This is a genomic window from Brevibacterium sp. XM4083 (assembly GCF_006489205.2).
Taxonomy (GTDB): Bacteria; Actinomycetota; Actinomycetes; order Actinomycetales; family Brevibacteriaceae; genus Brevibacterium.
The window spans coordinates 145,444-165,186 of record NZ_VFYR02000003.1 but is presented as its reverse complement, the minus strand read 5'-3'; the positions used below and the strand labels follow the sequence as shown (position 1 = coordinate 165,186).

15 protein-coding genes are annotated in these 19,743 nt (G+C 69.5%); 9 read left to right on the top strand and 6 right to left on the bottom strand.

What is annotated here, in order from left to right:
* Positions 1-18 precede the first annotated feature (18 nt).
* The 4 genes from FJ887_RS10035 to FJ887_RS10020 form a co-directional block, all read right to left on the bottom strand.
* Positions 19-669: a response regulator gene (locus tag FJ887_RS10035; RefSeq protein ID WP_063250403.1), complete on the bottom strand. Its 651-nt coding sequence runs from the start codon at positions 667-669 to the stop codon at positions 19-21.
* Positions 666-2,030 (bottom strand): sensor histidine kinase, encoded by a 1,365-nt coding sequence (locus FJ887_RS10030; protein ID WP_162909100.1) that lies wholly within the window; start codon positions 2,028-2,030, stop codon positions 666-668. Before FJ887_RS10030 ends, FJ887_RS10035 begins: the two co-directional genes overlap by 4 nt.
* Before the next feature lie 70 nt (positions 2,031-2,100).
* Positions 2,101-2,637 (bottom strand): hypothetical protein, encoded by a 537-nt coding sequence (locus FJ887_RS10025; RefSeq protein WP_063250405.1) that lies wholly within the window; start codon positions 2,635-2,637, stop codon positions 2,101-2,103.
* A gap of 129 nt (positions 2,638-2,766) precedes the next feature.
* A complete protein-coding gene (locus tag FJ887_RS10020; protein WP_063250406.1) occupies positions 2,767-3,753 on the bottom strand; it encodes a LysR family transcriptional regulator in 987 nt (328 codons plus the stop codon).
* Between the two features lie 77 nt (positions 3,754-3,830).
* Between FJ887_RS10020 and FJ887_RS10015 the strand changes: the two genes are divergently transcribed.
* The gene (locus tag FJ887_RS10015; RefSeq protein ID WP_063250407.1) at positions 3,831-5,588 is read left to right on the top strand and encodes an FAD-binding protein; all 1,758 of its coding nucleotides are present in this window, start codon (positions 3,831-3,833) and stop codon (positions 5,586-5,588) included.
* A gap of 36 nt (positions 5,589-5,624) precedes the next feature.
* Here FJ887_RS10015 and FJ887_RS10010 read toward each other — a convergent pair whose 3' ends face one another.
* Entirely contained in the window at positions 5,625-6,566 is a 942-nt protein-coding gene (locus FJ887_RS10010; protein ID WP_082834972.1) for an AraC family transcriptional regulator, read from the bottom strand.
* A gap of 151 nt (positions 6,567-6,717) precedes the next feature.
* Between FJ887_RS10010 and mhpA the strand changes: the two genes are divergently transcribed.
* From mhpA to FJ887_RS09970, 8 genes are all read left to right on the top strand, one after another.
* The gene (mhpA, locus tag FJ887_RS10005) at positions 6,718-8,487 is read left to right on the top strand and encodes a bifunctional 3-(3-hydroxy-phenyl)propionate/3-hydroxycinnamic acid hydroxylase MhpA (protein WP_095375104.1); all 1,770 of its coding nucleotides are present in this window, start codon (positions 6,718-6,720) and stop codon (positions 8,485-8,487) included.
* Positions 8,484-9,614: an alpha/beta hydrolase gene (locus tag FJ887_RS10000; protein ID WP_140955344.1), complete on the top strand. Its 1,131-nt coding sequence runs from the start codon at positions 8,484-8,486 to the stop codon at positions 9,612-9,614. The genes mhpA and FJ887_RS10000 overlap by 4 nt, the downstream gene beginning before the upstream one ends.
* A gap of 294 nt (positions 9,615-9,908) precedes the next feature.
* Complete coding sequence (locus tag FJ887_RS09995) at positions 9,909-10,130, top strand: hypothetical protein (RefSeq protein ID WP_140955343.1); 222 nt, start codon at positions 9,909-9,911, stop codon at positions 10,128-10,130.
* Positions 10,127-11,797 (top strand): potassium-transporting ATPase subunit KdpA, encoded by a 1,671-nt coding sequence (gene kdpA / locus FJ887_RS09990; RefSeq protein ID WP_140955342.1) that lies wholly within the window; start codon positions 10,127-10,129, stop codon positions 11,795-11,797. The genes FJ887_RS09995 and kdpA overlap by 4 nt, the downstream gene beginning before the upstream one ends.
* A 1-nt stretch (position 11,798) precedes the next feature.
* Complete coding sequence (gene kdpB, locus FJ887_RS09985) at positions 11,799-13,982, top strand: potassium-transporting ATPase subunit KdpB (protein ID WP_140955341.1); 2,184 nt, start codon at positions 11,799-11,801, stop codon at positions 13,980-13,982.
* 138 nt (positions 13,983-14,120) lie between these two features.
* A complete protein-coding gene (gene kdpC / locus FJ887_RS09980) occupies positions 14,121-14,714 on the top strand; it encodes a potassium-transporting ATPase subunit KdpC (RefSeq protein WP_140955340.1) in 594 nt (197 codons plus the stop codon).
* Positions 14,714-17,572, top strand: coding sequence for a DUF4118 domain-containing protein (locus FJ887_RS09975; protein ID WP_140955339.1), 2,859 nt, complete (start codon positions 14,714-14,716; stop codon positions 17,570-17,572). The genes kdpC and FJ887_RS09975 overlap by 1 nt, the downstream gene beginning before the upstream one ends.
* Positions 17,569-18,249, top strand: coding sequence for a response regulator (locus FJ887_RS09970; RefSeq protein ID WP_140955338.1), 681 nt, complete (start codon positions 17,569-17,571; stop codon positions 18,247-18,249). The genes FJ887_RS09975 and FJ887_RS09970 overlap by 4 nt, the downstream gene beginning before the upstream one ends.
* A 181-nt stretch (positions 18,250-18,430) precedes the next feature.
* Here FJ887_RS09970 and FJ887_RS09965 read toward each other — a convergent pair whose 3' ends face one another.
* A complete protein-coding gene (locus FJ887_RS09965) occupies positions 18,431-19,669 on the bottom strand; it encodes an MFS transporter (protein WP_101624399.1) in 1,239 nt (412 codons plus the stop codon).
* Between the last annotated feature and the right edge of the window lie 74 nt (positions 19,670-19,743).

The window sequence follows — 19,743 nt, the reverse complement described above, 5'->3', positions numbered from 1 at the left end:
GCAGGGCCTCGACCTCGATCAGCTCTCGGGCGGGCGATCCTCCCCGTGGGCGAGGGCGATCGCGTCCTGTCGCCGGCTCACCCCGAGCTTCGCGAAGAGGGCGTTGATGTGGGACTTCACAGTCGAGACGCCGAGGAAGAGGCGCTCGGCGATCTCGGGGTTCGATGCGCCTTCGGCCATGAGGTTGAGGACCTCGGCCTCCCTCGCGGTGAGCTCGGGGAACCGGTCGCGCACCGAGGCCGGGCGCGCCTCCGGGAGGCCGGCGACGACCCGTCCGGCGATGCGTGTGTCCAGCGGAGTGCCGCCCACGGCCGTCGCACGGATGGCGGCGACCATCTCCTCACGACCGGCGTCCTTCGTCAGATAGCCTGCGGCACCGGCCCGCAGCGCCGAGTCGATGCTCGCGTCGTCGGCGAAGGTTGTGAGCACGAGGACTCGGATGTCGGGACGGCTCTGCGTCAACTGTGCGGTCGCCTCGGCCCCGCTGAGGCCGGGCATGCGCAGGTCCATGAGGACGACGTCCGGCTCGAGTTCCGCGGCGAGGGCGATGGCCTCGGTTCCGTTGCGGGCTTCGCCGATGACCTCGATGCCGTCGGTGAGGGAGAGGACGACGACGATGCCGTCGCGGACGAGGGCCTGGTCGTCGGCGACGAGCACCGTGATGCTCATCGGTCGGCCCTCGATGGTGTGACGGGTGAGGTCGTGGAGTGATCCGCATCGGTCGGGGGCACCACCGGCACCCATGCCTCGGCGACGAAGGTTCGCCCGCCGACGAGGCGCCCCTCCGCGCCGCCGCCGAGAGCCTCGCAGCGTTCGCGCATGCCGAGCAGTCCGAACCCGCCGGTGCCTGTTCCCGCCGCGGGAGTGGAGGAGCGTGACATCGCCTCACGCATCTCCGAAGTGTCCCCGACGAGGTTGCGGGCGCTGATGCGCACGATGGGAACGGGAGGCACCTCGGCGCCGGCAGGGCCGGGTCCGTGGCCCGCGCCCGAATCGAGAGAGGCGTCCGCGAACCTCATCTCGAGGGTCACCGCCTGCCCGGGCGCATGGCGGCGGACATTGGTGAGCATCTCCTGGACGGCGCGGAGCAGGGCCTCGACCCCTTCCGGGCTGAGCCGGGCGAGCACCGCCTGCGGTCGGTTCGGAAGGATCGTGAGCACGTCGGCGCCGCTGTCACGATGAGCGCGCAGCAGCTCGGCGACGCCGTCGAGCAGGTCCTGGCGCGGCTGCTCCCTCAGGGCTGCCACCGCCCGGCGGGATTCGGCGAGACCGTCGGCGGCGAGCCCTCGCGCCCGGTCGATGCGGGCGTCGAGTCCCTCCCAGCGGCGGGCCTGGGCGAGCGCGGCGGCCGCGTCGAGCTGGAGCGTCAGCGCCCCCAGGGAGTGCGCGAGCACGTCGTGGAGGTCGCGGGCGATGCGGGCACGTTCGGCGAGCGCCGCGGTCGTCGCCCGCTCGCGCTGGGAGATCAGCTGCTCTTCGAGGAGCGCGCGTTCCTGGGTCTCGGCGAGGAGGCGGCCGGCCCGGAGTCGGGTGAGCAGTCCCACGCCGGCGCCGACGAGCAGGTAGATGATGAGGAGTTCGGTCGGGGCGCCGACGGCGATCGCCGCTGCGAGAAGGGCGCAGGCATCGGCGACGATGGTGAGCGTGACGACGAGGACCGAGCGGTCGGAGCGGCGGACCAGTCGGGCGAGGCCGGCGACGGCGAGCGGGATCATCGTCGACCCCGGGGCGAAGGCGAGGGCGCACGCGATGATCTGGGAGACGACGAGCAGCCCCGTGCCCACCGCGTGCTGTCCGGGTGAGGCCCGGCGGTAGTCGTTCGTCGTCGCCCCGAGCATCATCTCCGCGACCCAGAGCGCCACTGCCGCCAGCGCCACTGCTCGCAGTTCGGGTACGGACACCTCCCATGCGAAGAGTGTGAAGAACCCGCCGAAGACGACGCCGAGGATGAGGGTGAGGACATCCGCGGGTCGCCATCGACTGCTCAGATTCCCGCGTTCGTCGGTGCGGCGGGACGGATCCGGCCTCATGGCCGCGATCCTACCCCACCACCGAACGGGCGAGACGGCGTACGCGAATGCGGTCCGGACCTTGGTCGGCTCACGGGCGAGGAGGGTCGCGGCGGACCGGCGCCCCGGCATCGACTCCGCCGCTCAGTTGGTGAGCGGCCCACCGGGCGGCGATGCGGGTGCTCGTCAGCCGGGCGAGGCCGATCGAGATGAGGAGCAGTCCGGTGGCGGTGGCCATCTCCGGGGAGATCACGGCCGCCAGCCCGAGATCCATGCCGATGCGCACGGCGATGAAGCCGAGCCAGAGGGCGACACCGAGCCATCCCCCGCGCATGCGGACTTCACCGTCCGGGCCGGTCGAGACCTCCGCGAACCGGCCCATCACCCATCCGCCGGCGAGCGAGACGGCGACGATGAGGACGATGGCGGTCACGGCCGATGCCCAGGTGAGGTCGGCGTCTCCGAGCTGGAGGGGCAGGGTCATCGTGCCGAGGACGATGACGATGACGGCGACGCGCACCATCCGGGACAGGCGCCGCCAACTGAGCTGACGGTAGAGGATGAGGGCGAGGACGACGAGGGCGAGCAGCACGTTGGCGATCGGGATCCACGGGGCATCGAGAGTCACGGTTGGTCTCCAGAGTGAGGGGGATCGCCGGGTGCGATCCGCTGCCCCCATCCTTCGTCGAGGTCGAGCCGACGCGAACCACCCGCGGGTGGAGATCCGGGTGGAGACCGCTCACCCGACCCCGTCGCCCTATCCCTCGAGCCGTACGTACCGGGAGAGCTCCGACTCCGCCGAGGCGAGTGCCCGGGCCGTGCTCAGCACCGTCCTCTCCATCGCCGAGGCGGCCGTGGTCGGCCGTACGTCCGCGCGCTGGGCGAGGCTGACGGCGCGCGAGAGGCCGGGGTCGACGAGGCGGACCGAGCGCAGCCGCGGCCGGTCGACGAGGACCATCGCGGGGACGATGGCGATCCCGAGTCCGCGTTCGACGAAGCGGATCGCCGCATCCATCTCGACCCCTGCGACGACGACGTCGGGGGTGAGTCCCGCCGCCTCGAACGCCGCCGAGGTGGCTTCCCGGAGGTCGTAGCCGTGGTGGAAGACGACCTGGGGGCGGCGGGCCACCTCGGCGAGGGTGATCGTGTCCCCGAGGGCCGGCGCGGATGCCGAGCCCGTATCCGCGGTTCCGGGTGCGTCGGCCGCCTCCGGTGCGTCGGCGGCTGCGATGACGACGAGGTCTTCGCGCAGCACCTCTTGCATGTGCAGGCGCGGGGCGATCGCCCCGAGGTCGAAGGTCCGGGTGATGAGCGCGAGGTCGAGCTGCCCGGCACCGAGGGCCTCGACGAGTTCGCGCGAGCCCTTCTCCATGACCTCGAGTTCGATTCCGGGATGCTCGGCGTGGAAGCGGCTGAGCGCCTCGGCGACGAGGCTCACGCACAGGGTCGGAGTCGCCCCGAGACGGACTCGACCCTGCCGCAGACCGGCGAGTTCGTCCATGTCGAGGCGGATCGCCTCGGCGTCGGCGAGCATCCTCCGCGCGGTCGGCAGCAGCGCCTCACCGGCCGCGGTGAGGGTGATGTGGCCGCGGGCGCGATGGAAGAGCTCGGCCCCGAGCTCCTTCTCCAGGGTCGAGATCTGCCGGGACAGGGAGGGCTGCGCGAGATGGAGGGTCGCGGCGGCCTTCGTGAAGTGCCCGGTGTCGGCGACCTCGACGAAGCTCGCGAGCTGTTCGAGATTCATGGCAATAGTCTATTGCTATCGTGTTGAGTCGAACAATGCATTGGACGTATCGTGTAGGCGATCCTAACGTGGAAGGCATGAGCAGAACACAGGGCAACGCCCGCATCAGAGAACACGCTCTCTCGACCTCCGTCCTCGTCATCGGCACCGGCGGCTCCGGTCTCCGGGCGGCCATCGAGGTCGCCGAATCCGGCGTCGACGTCATCGCCGTGGGCAAGCGTTCGAAGGACGACGCCCACACCTCCCTCGCCGCCGGCGGCATCAACGCCGCTCTCGCGACGATGGACCCCGAGGACTCGTGGCAGCAGCACGCCGCGGACACGATCAAGGAATCCTACGACCTCGCCAACCCGCGCACCGTCGAGATCGTCACCCAGGGTGCCGAGCAGGGCATCGCCGACCTCGAGCGCTACGGGATGGACTTCGCGAAGGAGGACGACGGCCGGATTTCGCAGCGCTTCTTCGGCGCTCACACATGGCGGCGGACCGCCTTCGCCGGCGACTACACGGGCCTGGAGATCCAGCGCGCCCTCATCCACCGCTCCGCCGAGCTCGACATCCCGATCCTCGACACCGTCTACATCACCAAGCTGCTCACCGCCGACGGCCGGATCTTCGGCGCCTACGGCTTCGACCTCGTCGACGGCACCCGCTATCGCATCCACGCCGACGCCGTCATCCTCGCCGCCGGCGGTCACAACCGGATCTGGCGCCGCACGTCCTCACGCCGCGATGAGAACACGGGCGATTCCTTCCGCCTCGCCGTCGAAGCCGGCGGCCGGCTCCGCGACGCCGAACTCGTCCAGTTCCACCCCTCGGGCATCCTCGAACCCGAGAACGCAGCGGGCACGCTCGTCTCCGAAGCCGCCCGCGGTGAGGGCGGCATCCTCCGCAACGCCCTCGGCGAGCGGTTCATGGAGCGCTACGATCCCGAGCGGATGGAACTGTCCACCCGCGACCGGGTCGCGCTCGCCGCGTACACGGAGATCGCCGAGGGCCGGGGCACGGAGAACGGCGGCGTCTGGCTCGACGTCTCCCACCTGCCGCGCGAGACGATCATGTCCCGGCTCCCGCGCGTCTACCAGACGCTCATGGAGACTCAGATGCTCGACATCACGAAGGACCCGATCGAGATCGCTCCGACCGCGCACTATTCGATGGGCGGAGTGTGGGTCGATCCCGTCGACCACAGCACCGACGTCGAGGGACTGTGGGCGATCGGCGAGGCCTCGTCCGGCCTCCACGGGGCCAACCGCCTCGGCGGCAATTCCCTCATCGAACTCCTCGTCTTCGGCCGGATCGTCGGACAGTCGGCGATCGCCTACTCCGATGAGCTCGAGGCTCAGGTGCGCTCGCAGGAGTCCCTCGCCGAGGCGCGGGCCGAGATCGATGACCTGCTCGCCTCCGATGGGGCGGAGAACGTCCGGGCCCTGCAGCGCGAGGTCCGCAACCTCATGACCGAGCACGCCGGCGTCGTCCGCGACGAGGCCGGACTGCTCGCGGGACTCGAGAAGCTCGCGGCGATCGAAGCGCGGATGGCAGACGTCGGCATCCACCCCGACATCGCCGGCTACTCCGATCTCGCGCACGCCTTCGACCTCAGATCCTCGGTGCTCGCGGCCCGCGCGACCCTTGAGTCCGCGCTCGAGCGGCGGGAGACCCGCGGCTGCCACAACCGCAGCGACTACCCCGAGCTCGACCCTGAGCTCACCGTCAACCTCGTGTGGTCGCCTGCGACCGGAGTCGTCCGCGAGACGATCCCGGCCGTCGACCCCGAGGTCGCAGCGCTCATGCACTCCGGGGAGATCAGCGTCGAGGGCAAACTCGTCGAGTGAGGCGGACGCGTCCGGGCGTTCTGTCGTCCGGGCGCCCTAGCGTTGCGCGCGCGTCTGTGAGGGCAGCTCACCGAAGAGACGGCGGTAGGCAGCGGCGAACCGTGACGGGTGAGAGAAGCCCCACCGGAAGGCGATGTCGCTCATCGTCTCGTCTCCGCTGAGGATGTCGGATCGGGCCGCGTGGAGTCGCTGACGCTGCAGGTGCTCGACGGGTGAGGTGCCCAGCTCCTCTCGGAACGCGCGTTGGAGGGTGCGCACGCTCAGTCCCGCCGCCTCGGCGATCTCGGTCACCGTCACTGGTTCGCCGAGGTGGTCGGCGATGAAGTCGAGCGCCCTGCGCACCCGCTTCGGCGTCGTCGACCAGTCCGATTCCTTCGTGGACTCTCCGGCAAGGTCCGGGTGGCCGACGACGAGCTGGGTGAGGAGAAGATCCTCGATCGTAGGCGTGAGCAGCGGAGCCACGGCCTGACCGGCACGGCCGTCGGCGACGAGGCCCTCGAGCACCCCGAGCCACGTGCCGAACCCTGCACTCAGCGGCAGGGCGTGGGAGCGGAAGCGCATCGGAGAGCGACCAGCCGCTGGTCGCAGGGTCTCGCTGTGGGCCCGGAGCACCGACTCGTCTATGCGCAGGTGGATCTGGTCGTAGTCGGGCTGCAGGGCCATGCGGACTCTGGCCTGCGGAACGAGGATCGCGGCCGTGCCGGAAGCGGTGACCGGGACGGTCTCCGCTCCGATCGCGATCTCGGCCCCGCCTCGGCGAGCGACGACGACGTCGATGTAGTCGGCGTGTTCGGGGATGTCGACCTCCGCGTCGGTGCCCAGGGAGAACTGGACGAGGCTGAGTCGTCCGAGACGCATCGACCAGACATCGGGCACGAAGCATCGATGGTCGATCTCGAACAGCCGGTGTGGGCTGAGCGATCGACCGACGAAGCGTTCGAACTCGTCGACGCTTCCTGGCCTCATCACCCCGGTCATGCCCCCACGATAGCCGCCGACCGCGGACTGCGGAACGGGCAAGAAGTCATGTCGCTTATCGGATGCTCGTGTCGCGAATCGCGTCGCCGCGCGCGGGTCTGCCTCCTACCGTGATGGGACCGATCTCGATCTCAGTCACGAAGGAGTGCCCATGATCGCCGCCACCCCTGACCCCACGGAACGCAGTTCCCTCCCCGCAGAGAGCATCCCCCGCCCATGCGGCGACCTTGCCTCATCCGACACCTACGACGTCATCGTCGTCGGATACGGACCATCGGGGCTCGTCCTCGCCTCGGCGCTGGGCCGACGCGGCCACCGCGTCCTCGCCGTCGAACGGTGGGCGTCCCTCTACGGCCTGCCCCGGCTCACTCATATCGACGGCGAAGTCGCCCGCATCATCCAGAACGTCGGCGACGTCGATCGGGCCCTCCAGGGCAGCGAACCGGCGAGCGAGTACATCTGGCGCAACGGGGAAGGCGAGACGCTGCTCACGGTCGACTGGTCGGGGGAGTCCTCGGGCTACGCGGCGCACTACACGATGTACCAGCCCGACATCGAGGATGCGATCGACGCCGACATCCGTGGCCAGGACACCGTCGACGTCCTCCAGGGCTGGCAGGCGGTGCACCTGAGCCAGGACTCGGACGAAGTGACCCTGCGCATCCGTCCGTGGTCGAAGGACCGACAGGGACAGACCGGTCAGCCCGGAGACGGATCCGATGGCACGCACCCGGATGACCGCACCGTCACGGCGAGGTACATCGTCGGCGCTGACGGCGCCAACAGCTTCGTGCGCACGAGCCTCGGCATCGAGCGCGACGACCTCGAATCGAACGATGTGTGGCTCAACCTCGACACGGAGAAGCTGCGCGAGCTGCCCGAGCGCTTCGCCGTGAGCACCCAGTTCTGCGACCCAGTCCGGCCGAACATGTTCATGCCCATCGGGGCTCGTCGCCACCGCTTCGAGGTCGCCGTCCTCCCAGGTGAGAGCCTGGAGGAGGCGGCGACGGAGGAGTACGCGTGGCGGTGGTTCCGCGAGCGTCACGGCCTCGGTCCCGACGACGTGCGCATCCTCCGCCAGATCGTCTACGTCTTCTCCGCCCGGACCGCGCAGCGGTGGCGCGAGGGGCGGGCGTTCCTCATCGGCGACGCCGCCCACACCATGCCGCCCTACATGGGGCAGGGCGCGTGCTCGGGCATGCGCGACGGACTCACCCTCGCGTGGAAGCTCGACCTTGTCCTCCGCGGTTTCGCCGACGACGCCTTCCTTGACACGTACGAAGCCGAACGCCGCCCCCACGTCGCCGTCATCCAGGCCACCAGTGTCGCCCTCGGTGAGATCGCCAACCTCCGCGACGTCGAGGCGGCGAAGGCCCGCGACGAGGCGTTCCGCACTGGAACCGCGCCCCCACCGCCGCCGTTCCCGACGATCGACGCCGGGTATCTCGCGCCCGGTGAGCAGCCGTTCGCCGGCACGCTCTCACCTCAGGGAGTCATCACGAAGGACTGGCGGACAGGGCTCTTCGACGACATCATCGGCAACCGGATCAACCTTGTCACCTCGGGTGATCCCGCATCCGTGCTCTCGCGGTCGCAGTTCGATCGCCTCGCCGAGGTAGGGGTGGACATCGTCTCGACACGGCCGGGAAATCCGTGGTCCGTCACCGATGACAACGGCACGTACCGCGACTATTTCGCCGCGATCGGCGCCGAGGCGTATGTCGCCCGGCCCGACTTCGTCGTGTTCGGCACGGGGTCGATGGCCGAGGTGCCCGGCCTCGTCGATGAACTGCTCGGTCAGCTGCGGGGCGCGCGGGCCTGGCGTGAACAGGCCCTGGGTGCGCAGACTCCGCGCGTGCCAACCCCACGTGCTCAGAACTCTGAGACCGCCGGGGCAGACGCGACGGTGGTGTCGGCATGACGGGAGAACTGTTCACGGGCAGGAAGCCGTACGTTGTCGCCGAGCCTGACCCTCAGACCGATCCGCACGCGGAGCTCGACGCCCACTGGCGGGCGATGCCGGTGCAGAGACTCCTCGACGGCGGCGTCCTCTACGGCGACGTCAGCCGCCTCCGGGCAGCCACCGATGAGGGGGTCGGCTGGGATGAGACTCTCGAGCACCTCGGCGAGGTGCAGCTCGACCGAGGTCGCGACGCGGCGGCACGGGGGAACGACCTCACCGCGATCCGTGCCTACCGCGCTGCCGCAGCGGACTTCCTCTTCGCACAGATGCCGGTGCCCGACGGCCACCGCAAGCGTGGACTCTATGACCAGGCTCGCGCCGCTCTCACCGCGATCACGGAGATCCCCGGATCGGGACTCAGCCGCGTCGAGGTGAGCTTCGGCGATGGGGTGCTCGTCGGGTGGCTGCGCACGCCCGTCGACCCGCTGGCGAGCGTCATCGTCTTCGGCGGGCAGAGCGGTTGGGGTGCGACGTACTACCGGATGAGCGACGCGCTCGCCGCCCGCGGCATCGCCACCCTCATGGCCGAGGGCCCGGGGCAGGGGGAGAGTCGTCTCGTCTCCGGCATCCACCTCGACTGCGATGTCCCGGCCGCGTTCGGCCGCTTCGTCGACGTCCTCGACACCCACCCCGACCTCGCGGGTGCACCCATCGGGATCTGGGGCAACAGCCTCGGCGGGACCTTCGCCGCCCTCACCGCAGCAGCCGACCACCGAATCTCGGCAACGGTCGTCAACGGGGGATTTGCGATGCCGCGCCTCCTGCCGTTCCGAACCTTCCGGGAGCAGGCGGCGGCGATGCTCGGCAGCGACGATGAAGCTGCCCTCGAGGCGAACTTCGCCCGTCTCGCGTTCGACCCCGGGTCGCAGACGATCGTCGGGTCTCTCCTCGTCGTCCACGGCGGGGCTGACCCCATTGTCGAGAAGGAGGACCAGACGCCGTTCCTCGACGCCTGCGACGATGCGCTGCTCGTCGAGTGGCCCGGCGGTGATCACACGATCTACAACGACAGCGACGAACGCACCGATGTCGTCGCCGACTGGCTGGCCGACCGAATCGTCCCTCCCGTTTCCGGTGACGAGTGAGCTGCATTCCCATTCGGTGGTCACCGCGCCGAGGTGGTCGGGCCGAAATCGCGTCCCCGACCTCGGGGGAGTGACCACCGAATCCGACCGCCTCGGGGGAGTGACCACTGAATGGGCTGCTGTGGGGGCGACCGCCTCGTCGGGGTGTCAAAAGTGCGTTAGGAGGTGTTAAGACCGCGTTAGGATCCGGGTCCGTGACCTCGGGAGACGTGTGTGATGGGGGAGTACCGCACAGCGGCGCACCGCGCCGTCGTGCACTGACCCACCCGCACGAGAAGAACGAGGCCACACCGTATGGACGCTCCTTTCGCCGATCTCCTCTACCTGCTGCTCGCCGTCGCGACTGTCGCTGGGCTTGCCGCCCAGGCGTTGGTCTTCGAGAAGGTCACCGCTGAGAGCGCGACGACCGCGCGCATCACCGACCCGAGCAGCACCCCCGGCACGACGCCCGGAACCACCGGCAGCACCCCCGGCACCCCCTCCACCCCGGATTCGAGCGGGGAGGCGCGCGCATGACCTGGTTCACCGGCATCACGCAGATCCTCCTCGTCCTCGCCGTCCTCGCCGCCGTCCATGTGCCCTTCGGCAACTACATGGCAGGCGTCTTCCTCTCGACGAAGGACACGAAGGCCGAGCGGCTCTTCTACCGTCTCACCGGCGTCGATTCCTCATCCGAGCAGCGGTGGAAGACCTACTTCCTCTCCGTCCTCGGGTTCTCCCTCGTCTCGATCCTTCTCCTCTACGGCCTCATGCGCCTCCAGGAGTTCCTGCCCCTGTCCAACGGCAAGCCCGCCGTCACCGCCGATCAGGCGTTCAACACGGCGGTCTCGTTCGTCACGAACACGAACTGGCAGTCGTACTCCGGTGAGGCGACGATGGGCTACCTCGTCCAGATGGCCGGCCTCGCCGTGCAGAACTTCGTCTCCGCCGCCGTCGGCATCGCCGTCGCCGTCGCCCTCATCCGCGGGTTCATGCGGCAGCGCTCGCTCTTCATCGGCAACTTCTGGGTCGACCTCACCCGCACCGTCCTCCGCATCCTCCTGCCGGTCTCGGTGGTCTTCGCACTCATCTACATCGGCTTGGGCGTCATCGAGAACCTCACCCCGGACCAGGTCGTCGAGACCGTGGCCGGCGGATCGCAGGTGACGCAGACGATCCCGGGCGGACCGAATGCGAGCCAGGAGGTCATCAAGCACCTCGGCACGAACGGCGGCGGCTTCTTCAACGCGAACTCCGCCCACCCGCTCTCGGCACCGAGCCCGCTCATCAACCTCGCCAACATCTTCCTCATCCTCCTCATCCCCTCCGCCCTGCCGCGCACCTTCGGCGTCATGGTCGGCAGCCGCAGGCACGGTTGGGCGATCCTCGGCGCGATGGCCTCGTTCTTCGTCCTCTCCCTCGTCGCCGTCATCCTCACCGAGACGACGCTGTCCACGCCGGCCACCGATGCGGCCGGGGCCGCGATGGAAGGCAGGGAGACCCGCTTCGGCGTCATCACCTCCGCGTTCTTCGCCGTCTCGACGACCCTGACCTCGACCGGTGCTGTCGACTCGTTCCACTCGAACTACTCCGGCCTCGGCGGCGGCGTCCTCATGCTCAACATGATGCTCGGCGAGATCGCCCCCGGCGGCGTCGGCTCCGGCCTCTACGGCATGCTCGTCGTCGCCGTCCTCGCCGTCTTCATCTGCGGCCTCATGGTCGGCCGGACACCGGAGTTCCTCGGCAAGAAGATCGGACGCACGGAGATCACGCTCGCCTCCGCCGTCATCCTCATCACCCCGACCCTCGTGCTCACCGGCACCGCGGTCGCGACGATGTGGCCGAACGCCGCGGACTCGATCCTCAATGCCGACAGCCCCCACGGTCTGTCCGAGATCCTCTACGCGTTCACCTCGGCGGCGAACAACAACGGATCCGCGTTCGCCGGACTCAATGCGAACACCCCGTTCTTCAACACCGCCCTGGGACTGGCGATGCTCATCGGCCGGTTCGGTCCGATCTGTGCGGTCCTCGCGCTCGCCGGTGCGTTCGCCGCCCAACCTTCCACCGAGGCGACCCCCGGCACCCTGCCCACCCACCGACCCCTGTTCGTCGGGGTCACCGTCGGCACCGGACTCATCGTCAGCGCCCTGACGTTCCTGCCCGTCCTCGCCCTCGGCCCGATCAACGAAGGACTCCTCTGAAATGCGCACCGACACCAAGGCCTCCAAGCTCACCAGCAGCCCGACGCCCTCCCGCCTCGTCGAGGACACCCCGACGACGCCGCCCGGCACAGCACACCGACCCGAACCCTCCCACCGGCCGACGGGCACCGGACGCTCGATCACGGTTCCGGCGCTCACCCGGGCCGTGCTCCTCGGGCTGAAGAAGTTCGACCCGCGGGTCGCATGGCGGAACCCTGTGATGTTCCTCGTCGAGATCGGAGCGGTCGTCACCCTCGTCCTCGCGATCACCGGCCCCACCCCGTTCACGTGGGCGATCAGCATCTGGCTGTTCCTCACCTGCGTCTTCGCCAACACCGCCGAGGCGCTCGCCGAGGGCCGCGGCAAAGCGCAGGCCGACTCCCTGCGGGCGACCCGGGTGACGGCGAACGCGACCCGGATCCTCGACAAGGGGCAGCGGGAGACCGTCCCCGCCTCCCAGCTGCGCGCCGGGGACCGCGTCCTCGTCACCGCCGGTGAGGTCATCCCCGGCGACGGCGACGTCATCGAAGACGCAGCCACCGTCGACGAATCGGCGATCACCGGTGAGTCCGCCCCGGTCATCCGCGAGGCCGGCGGCGACCGGTGTGCCGTGACCGGAGGGACGAAGGTCCTCTCCGACGAGATCACGGTCTCGATCACCGCGAGCCCCGGCGAATCCTTCCTCGACAAGATGATCGCGATGGTCGAAGGCGCGAGCCGCCAGAAGACCCCGAACGAGGTCGCCCTCGGCGTCTTCCTCTCCGTCCTCACCCTCATCTTCATCCTCGTCGTCGCCACCCTCGCCCCGATCGCGGCGTTCTCCGGCGCCCCTCAATCGCTGACCGTCCTCATCGCCCTCCTCGTCTGCCTCATCCCGACGACGATCGGCGCGCTGCTCTCGGCGATCGGCATCGCCGGCATGGACCGGCTCGTCGCCGCGAACGTCCTCGCGAAGTCCGGGCGCGCCGTCGAAGCCGCCGGCGATGTCTCGACGCTCCTGCTCGACAAGACCGGGACGATCACGATGGGCGACCGCCAGGCCACCGACTTCGTCGCCCTCGGGGAGACGACGGATGAGGAGATCGCCGAGGCGGCCCGCCTGTCCTCACTCGCCGACGAGACCCCGGAGGGCCGGTCTGTCGTCGCCCTGGCCGAAGGCGACTTCCGCATCGACGCCGCCGGTCTCGAGGCCTTCCCGACCGCCGAGTTCATCCCGTTCTCCGCCGCCACCCGCCTCTCGGGCATCATCCTTCCCGGTGAGAAGGGAGTCGGGTCGCGCACGATCGTCAAGGGGGCGGCCCGTGAGGTCCTCGCGTGGGCGATCGACCGTGGTGCCGACATCCCCGCCGAGGCGAGCGCCGAGGTCGAGCGCATCAACACCGGCGGCGGCACCGCCCTCCTCGTCGCCGAGGCGACCGCCTCGACGGCGGATGCCGCCGACGCCTCCTCCGCCCGGGTGCTCGGGGTCATCGACCTCCGCGACATCGTCAAGCCGGGCATGGCCGATCGCTTCGCGCAGCTGCGGGAGATGGGCATCCGCACGGTGATGATCACCGGCGACAACGAGCTCACGGCCCGCTCGATCGCCCGGGAGGCCGGGGTCGACGACTACCTCGCCGAGGCGACCCCAGAGGACAAGCTCGCCCTCATCAAGTCTGAGCAGGCCGGGGGCAGGATGGTCGCGATGACGGGGGACGGGACGAACGATGCGCCCGCGCTCGCACAGGCCGACGTCGGGGTCGCGATGAACACCGGCACCTCGGCGGCGAAGGAGGCCGGCAACCTCGTCGACCTCGATTCGGATCCGACGAAGCTCATCGACATCGTCGCCACCGGCAAGCAGCTGCTCATCACCCGAGGGGCGCTGACGACGTTCTCGATCGCCAATGACGTCGCGAAGTACTTCGCGATCGTGCCCGCGATGTTCCTCCTCGCGTTCCCCGGGCTCGGGGCGCTCAACATCATGGGCCTGCACAGTCCGGAATCGGCGATCCTCTCCGCGGTGATCTTCAACGCCCTCATCATCGTCGCCCTCATCCCCGTCGCTCTGCGCGGGGTGCGGTTCGCCACGACGAGCGCGGCGAGCCTGCTGCGGCGCAACCTGCTCATCTTCGGACTCGGCGGGCTCATCGTCCCCTTCATCGGGATCAAACTCATCGACCTCGTCATCAGCCCGTTCCTCTGACCGGCCGCCACACCCCCCGTCCGCGGCGGCCGGGTCTCACGCCGCCGCGGCGCCCCTCCCGGGGCAGCCGGATCCCGGTCGGCACCCCCGCCCCGGGCCGATCGGCCCACCGCCCACCTCACTCAGACAGGACAGACCATGCTCATCCGTCAGGCCTTCACCGGGCTCAAAGCCCTCTTCGTCTTCACCCTCCTCCTCGGCCTCGCCTACCCGCTGACGATGGTCCTCATCGCCAAGGTCGTGCCCAGTCAGGACTCGACGATCCGCAACTCAGAGGGCGCGGTCGTCGGCTCCGCGCTCATGGCCCAGCCGGTCACCGGCGACGAATGGTTCTACCCGCGCCCCTCGGCAGGCGACTACGACGGGCTCGCCTCGGGTGCGTCGAACCTCGCCGCGACCAACCCCGAACTCGTCGCCGCGATCACGACCCGCCGCACCGAGATCGCCGAGCGCGAGGACGTCGATCCGGCGACGATCCCCGCGGATGCGGTGACCGCCTCGGCGTCGGGTCTCGATCCCGAAATCAGTCCTGAGTATGCTCGACTGCAGATCGATCGCGTCGCCAGGGAGACCGGACTGAGCAGGGAGGAAGTCGAGACGATGGTGGAGAAGAACACGAAGCAGCCGATCCTCGGCTTCATCGGCGAACCCCGCGTCAACGTCGTCACCCTGAATAACGACCTGCAGAACACCCCCGGCACCGCCGTGAACGTCGCGGATCCCGAGAACTGATGGGGTCACCTCGGCGGGGGAAGCTCACGGTCTTCCTCGGGTACGCACCCGGAGTCGGCAAGACCGTGGCGATGCTCGAAGCCGCCGCAGGTGCCAGGGATGCAGGGCGTGACGTCGTCGTCGGCATCGTCGAGGACCACGGCCGCGCCCACACCGCGGCACTCGCGCAGGGGTTCGAGACCCTGCCGCGCGCCCAGGTGCCCTACCAGGGGCGGACCTTCGAGGAACTCGACGCCGAGGCGGTGCTCACCCGAGCGCCCGAGCTCGTCGTCATCGACGAACTCGCCCACACGAATGTCCCCGGCTCCGGGGACCGGGAGAAGCGGTGGGAGGACGTCGCGGCGATCCTCACTGCCGGGATCGACGTGTTCACGACGATCAACATCCAGCACCTCGAATCCTTGGGCGACGTCGTCGGCTCGATCATCGGCCGCGTCCAGCACGAACGCGTCCCCGACCCGTTCCTCCGCACCGCCGACGAGGTCGAACTCGTCGACATCTCCCCGGTCGCCCTGCGCGCCCGCCTGTCCGAGGGCAACATCTACGCCGCGGCGAAGGTCGATGCGGCGATGTCGAACTACTTCCGGCTCGGCAACCTCACCGCCCTGCGCGAACTCGCCCTCCTCTGGCTCGCCGACCGCGTCGACGAAGGCCTCGAGGAGTACCGGGATGCCAAGGGCATCCGCGACACGTGGGCCGCCCGCGACCGGATCATCGTCGCCGTCACCGGGGGTGCCGAGTCGATCACGCTCATCCGCCGCGGCCTGCGCATCGCCGGTCGGGTGGCCGGCCGGGAACTCCTCGTCGTCCACGTCGTCGAACCCGACGGCACCCGCTCGGCCACCGCCCCTGACCTCATGCGCGCCCGCGAGCTCGCCGAGGCGAACAATGCGACGTGGCACACCGTCGTCGGCGACGACGCCGCCACCGCGCTCGTCGAGTTCGCCCGCACCGTCAACGCCTCCCAGATCGTCCTCGGGGTCTCCCGCACCCCCTGGTACGGCCGGATCTTCAGCCCCGGGGTGGCCAATCGTGTCATCGCCTCCGCCGCGGACATCGACGTCCACATGGTCACCCACTCGCAGGCCGCGCGCGTGTGGCGGCCCCGCCGGGAAAACCGGCCGGGCAGTGCGATCTCGAAGCTGCGCCGGATACTGGGCTGGGTCATCGGCGCGCTCGCCCCACTCGCACTCACCGTCCTCTTCATCGCGCTCGGACCGGGAGCGGTGTCGCTGAGCATCAACTTCCTCAGCTACATCACCGTCGTCGTCATCGTCGCCCTCATCGGCGGGCTGTGGCCGGCGGTGATGACAGCCGTGCTCGGCACCGCCCTCATCAACTGGTTCTTCACCCATCCCGTCGGATCATTCACGATCGCCGAGTTCGAGAACATCCTCGCGCTCGCGATCTTCATCGCCGTGGCCGTCGCAGTCGCCACCGTCGTCGACCTCGCCGCGCGCCGCAGCCGGCAGGCCCAGGCCGCCGAACACGAGGGGTCGGTGCTCAGCGAGCTCGCCCGATCGATGATCGCCGAAGGCGACAGCCCCGAGTCGATGGTCGAGAGCATCCGCACGACCTTCGTCCTCGACGGTGTCGCCGTGCTGAGCAAGGACGAGGCAGGGGAGTGGGCGGTGACCGCCTCGGCGGGGGAGCCGGTGACCACCCGGGCCGAGGCGACCGAGACCTTCGACCTCGACGACGACACCGCCCTCCTCCTCAAGGGCCAGCCGCTCAGCGCCGGCGAACAGCGGATCCTCGACGCCTACGCGGGGCGTCTGCTCCGGGTGCTCACGGAGTCCGAGCTCGCCGCGACCCGGTCGCAGGCCCGCGAGCTCAGCGCCGGCAACGCCGTGCGCACGGCCCTGCTCACCGCGGTCTCGCACGATCTGCGGACCCCGCTCGGGGCGATCAAGGCGGCGACGTCGACGCTCATGCTCGACGGGATCGAGCTCTCCGACGCCGATGAGCGCCTCATGCTCACGACCATCGAGAACGGCACGCTGCGGCTCGAGAAGCTCATCGACAACCTCCTCGACATGAGCCGGATCCAGTCCGGTGCGGTGACGATCTCGACGTCCCCGGTCCCCGTGTCCGATCTCGTCGTCTCTGCCCTCGCCGAGGTGGGGGCCGACAACGTCCGCACCGTGACCGCGGGCGAGCGGGGTGCGGGTGGGGATGCCGAGGGTGCGGGCGCCGGGGCTGTGGTCGGGCCTGCTGGTGGCGCGGCCGCGTCGGTCGGGAACGCGGACCGGTCGAGTTCGCGCACTGTGTCGGGCCGGGGTGCCGCAGACGGTTCTGGCCCCGAGATCACCGTCGACATCGATCCCGACGCGTGGGTCGATGTCGACTTCGGGCTCCTCGAGCGGGTGCTCGTCAACATCGTCGAGAACTCGCTCAAGTACGGTGACGGGGCGCCGCTGACGATCGATGCCTCGACCGGCGCCGAGGCCGTCTACCTCCGCATCGCCGACTCCGGACCGGGCGTGAGCGATGATGCACTCGAGACGATCTTCACCCCGTTCACCCGGCTCGATGAGTCGAACGCGAAGGGCCTGGGACTCGGCATGGCCGTCGCGCTCGGCCTGTGCCGGGCGATGGGCATCGACCTGGCCGCCGAGCACACCCCCGGAGGCGGCTTCACCGCGGTGCTCACGTTCCCGCGCTGCGGGAAGGACGAGGATGCCACCTCGGCGGACGAACCCGGCGGCGAGGACGACGAACTCATCGGCGCCGCCGCGGGAACCGCCTCGGCGGGCGACGATGACTCGGTGAGGGCAGACGTCGGCGAGAAAGCGACCGACGACATGGCGACGACGACCGAGGACGACCGACTGCAGGCAGGGGAGGGCCGCCGATGAAGCGGGTGCTCATCGTCGAAGACGATGCCGATATCGCCACGGCTGTGGGCATCGGCCTCCAGGCGAAGGGGCACGATGTCGTCGTCGCCGGCAGCGGACGGCGGATGAACGAGGTGCTCAGCGAGTCCGAGGTCGATGTCATCCTCCTCGATCTCGGACTGCCCGATGTCGACGGGATCGAGCTCATCTCCCAGGTGCGGCGGTGGAGCGAGGTGCCCATCGTCGTCGTCTCGGCCCGGCACGATTCGCACGGGAAGATCGCCGCTCTCGACGCCGGTGCCGACGACTATGTGACGAAGCCGTTCTCGCTCGGCGAGGTGCTCGCGAGGCTGCGGGCGATCGAGAGGCGGACGGGCCGGACGGGGGAGTCCGGTGTCGTGCGCACCGCGGACGGGCGCGTCGTCATCGACCTCGCCGCCCACCTGCTCGAGGTCGAGGGCGCGCCGGTCCACCTCACTCCGATCGAGTGGAAGATGCTCGAGGTCTTCGTCAAGCACAAGGGCGCGCTCGTCGAGGCGCAGACCCTCCTCACCGAAGTGTGGGGCCCGGAGTTCGGCAAGGAGCGGAACTATCTGCGCGTCTACATGTCGCAGCTGCGCTCGAAGCTCGAGGCCGATCCGGCGCGCCCGCAGTACCTCCACACGCAGATGGGCATCGGCTACCGCTTCACCCCGTAGGGCACGAAGCGATTTGCTGGTCGCTCCACCTAGGCACCCCTTGATTTGCTGGTCACTCCGCCGAGGCGGCTGGGCTGATTTCGGCCGCGCCACCTCGGCGCAGTGACCAGTGATTGTCACGCCACCTCGGCGCAGTGACCAGCAAATCGCCAGGCCGGTCTCCCAACCCGCCCGGCGCCCCTCACTCCTCGACGCGGGCCCTGCGGCGGTCCTTCTCGATGCGGACTTCGTGGCTCGACCGCGACGGGTTGAGCAGCTTGAGCAGCGAGAGCGCGAGGATCGCCCCGAGCACCGCACAGCCTGCGGGCAGGAGCATCGCAGTGTGCGCCCCGTAGTGGTCGATGAGGTTGCCGGCGATCGCCGACCCGAACGCGACGCCGAAGCCGAGCGAGGTGCCCAGCCACGCGAAGGCTTCGGTCAGCCGCCTCGGCGGGGCGAGCTGCTGGATGACGGAGTTCGCGCCGACGAGGCTCGGGGCGATCGTGAAGCCGACGATGAAGAGGATGAGGCCGAAGGTGAACATGTCGCGGGCGAGCAGCATCGTGCACGTGCCGATCGCGAGCAGCGAGACCGTCACCCCGAAACGGTGGTGGGTCGCGGAGTTCCAGTTCCTCGCCCCGTAGATGGCACCGGAGATGAGGGATCCGAGCGCGAACGCGCTGAGGAGGAAGCCGGCGAGCGACTTCACGCCCTGCTCGTCGGAGAACGCGACGGCGATGACGTCGATGGCGCCGAAGTTCACGCCGAGGAAGACGTTGACGATGATGATCGTGAAGATCCCCGGGTTGGAGAAGACGTGGCCCTTCGCCTCGGTGGACCGTTCGATCGGCGGCGGTTCGGTCGACTTCTGGATGTAGAGCAGTGCGGATCCCACACCGGCGGAGATCATCGAGAGGATGATGCCCGCGGGCGGCCACACGGCGGTCGCGAGCACCGTGGCGAGCACCGGTCCGGAGACGAAGAGCAGCTCGTCGGCGACGGATTCCCAGGAGAACGCCGTCTGCAGCTGGTTCGGCGAGTTCACGAGGTGCGACCAGCGAGACCGCACGAGCGATCCGACGGAGCCGACGGTGGCGCCGCCGATGCCGGCGAAGACGAAGGTGAGACCGACCCACCAGTCGAGGTAGACGGAGACGATGAGGAGGGTGAGCGCGATGAGGTGCGTGATGACGATGGGCACCATGACCTTCGCCTGGCCGCGACGGTCGACGAGGCGCGCAATCCCGGGACCTGCAAGGGCTTGGACGATCATGTACACGGCGGCGACGATGCCTGCCAGGCCGTACGAACCGGTGACGCCTTGGATGAAGAGGACGATCCCGAGTCCGAGGACGGCGATCGGCATCCGTGCGACAAGACCTGCCAAGGAGAACTTGAGAGCACCGGGAAGCGACAGAATTTCCCGATAGTTTGTGAACATCAGACGAGTCTATCTCCGCCCTTACGGCTCGCAACCGCGGATCCCGCAGGTTGAGTGGCATCTCACCCTGTGAT

What these genes read in the sequence shown, in the direction of transcription:
- kdpA (WP_140955342.1), top strand. Translation starts at nt 10,127, where the DNA reads ATGACCTGGTTCACCGGCATCACGCAGATCCTCCTCGTCCTCGCCGTC.
- mhpA (WP_095375104.1), top strand. Translation starts at nt 6,718, where the DNA reads ATGATCGCCGCCACCCCTGACCCCACGGAACGCAGTTCCCTCCCCGCA.
- FJ887_RS10020 (WP_063250406.1), bottom strand. Translation starts at nt 3,753, where the DNA reads ATGAATCTCGAACAGCTCGCGAGCTTCGTCGAGGTCGCCGACACCGGG.
- FJ887_RS09975 (WP_140955339.1), top strand. Translation starts at nt 14,714, where the DNA reads ATGGGGTCACCTCGGCGGGGGAAGCTCACGGTCTTCCTCGGGTACGCA.
- FJ887_RS10030 (WP_162909100.1), bottom strand. Translation starts at nt 2,030, where the DNA reads ATGAGGCCGGATCCGTCCCGCCGCACCGACGAACGCGGGAATCTGAGC.
- FJ887_RS09995 (WP_140955343.1), top strand. Translation starts at nt 9,909, where the DNA reads ATGGACGCTCCTTTCGCCGATCTCCTCTACCTGCTGCTCGCCGTCGCG.
- FJ887_RS09965 (WP_101624399.1), bottom strand. Translation starts at nt 19,669, where the DNA reads ATGTTCACAAACTATCGGGAAATTCTGTCGCTTCCCGGTGCTCTCAAG.
- FJ887_RS10035 (WP_063250403.1), bottom strand. Translation starts at nt 669, where the DNA reads ATGAGCATCACGGTGCTCGTCGCCGACGACCAGGCCCTCGTCCGCGAC.
- FJ887_RS10000 (WP_140955344.1), top strand. Translation starts at nt 8,484, where the DNA reads ATGACGGGAGAACTGTTCACGGGCAGGAAGCCGTACGTTGTCGCCGAG.
- kdpB (WP_140955341.1), top strand. Translation starts at nt 11,799, where the DNA reads ATGCGCACCGACACCAAGGCCTCCAAGCTCACCAGCAGCCCGACGCCC.
- FJ887_RS10010 (WP_082834972.1), bottom strand. Translation starts at nt 6,566, where the DNA reads ATGACCGGGGTGATGAGGCCAGGAAGCGTCGACGAGTTCGAACGCTTC.
- kdpC (WP_140955340.1), top strand. Translation starts at nt 14,121, where the DNA reads ATGCTCATCCGTCAGGCCTTCACCGGGCTCAAAGCCCTCTTCGTCTTC.
- FJ887_RS10015 (WP_063250407.1), top strand. Translation starts at nt 3,831, where the DNA reads ATGAGCAGAACACAGGGCAACGCCCGCATCAGAGAACACGCTCTCTCG.
- FJ887_RS09970 (WP_140955338.1), top strand. Translation starts at nt 17,569, where the DNA reads ATGAAGCGGGTGCTCATCGTCGAAGACGATGCCGATATCGCCACGGCT.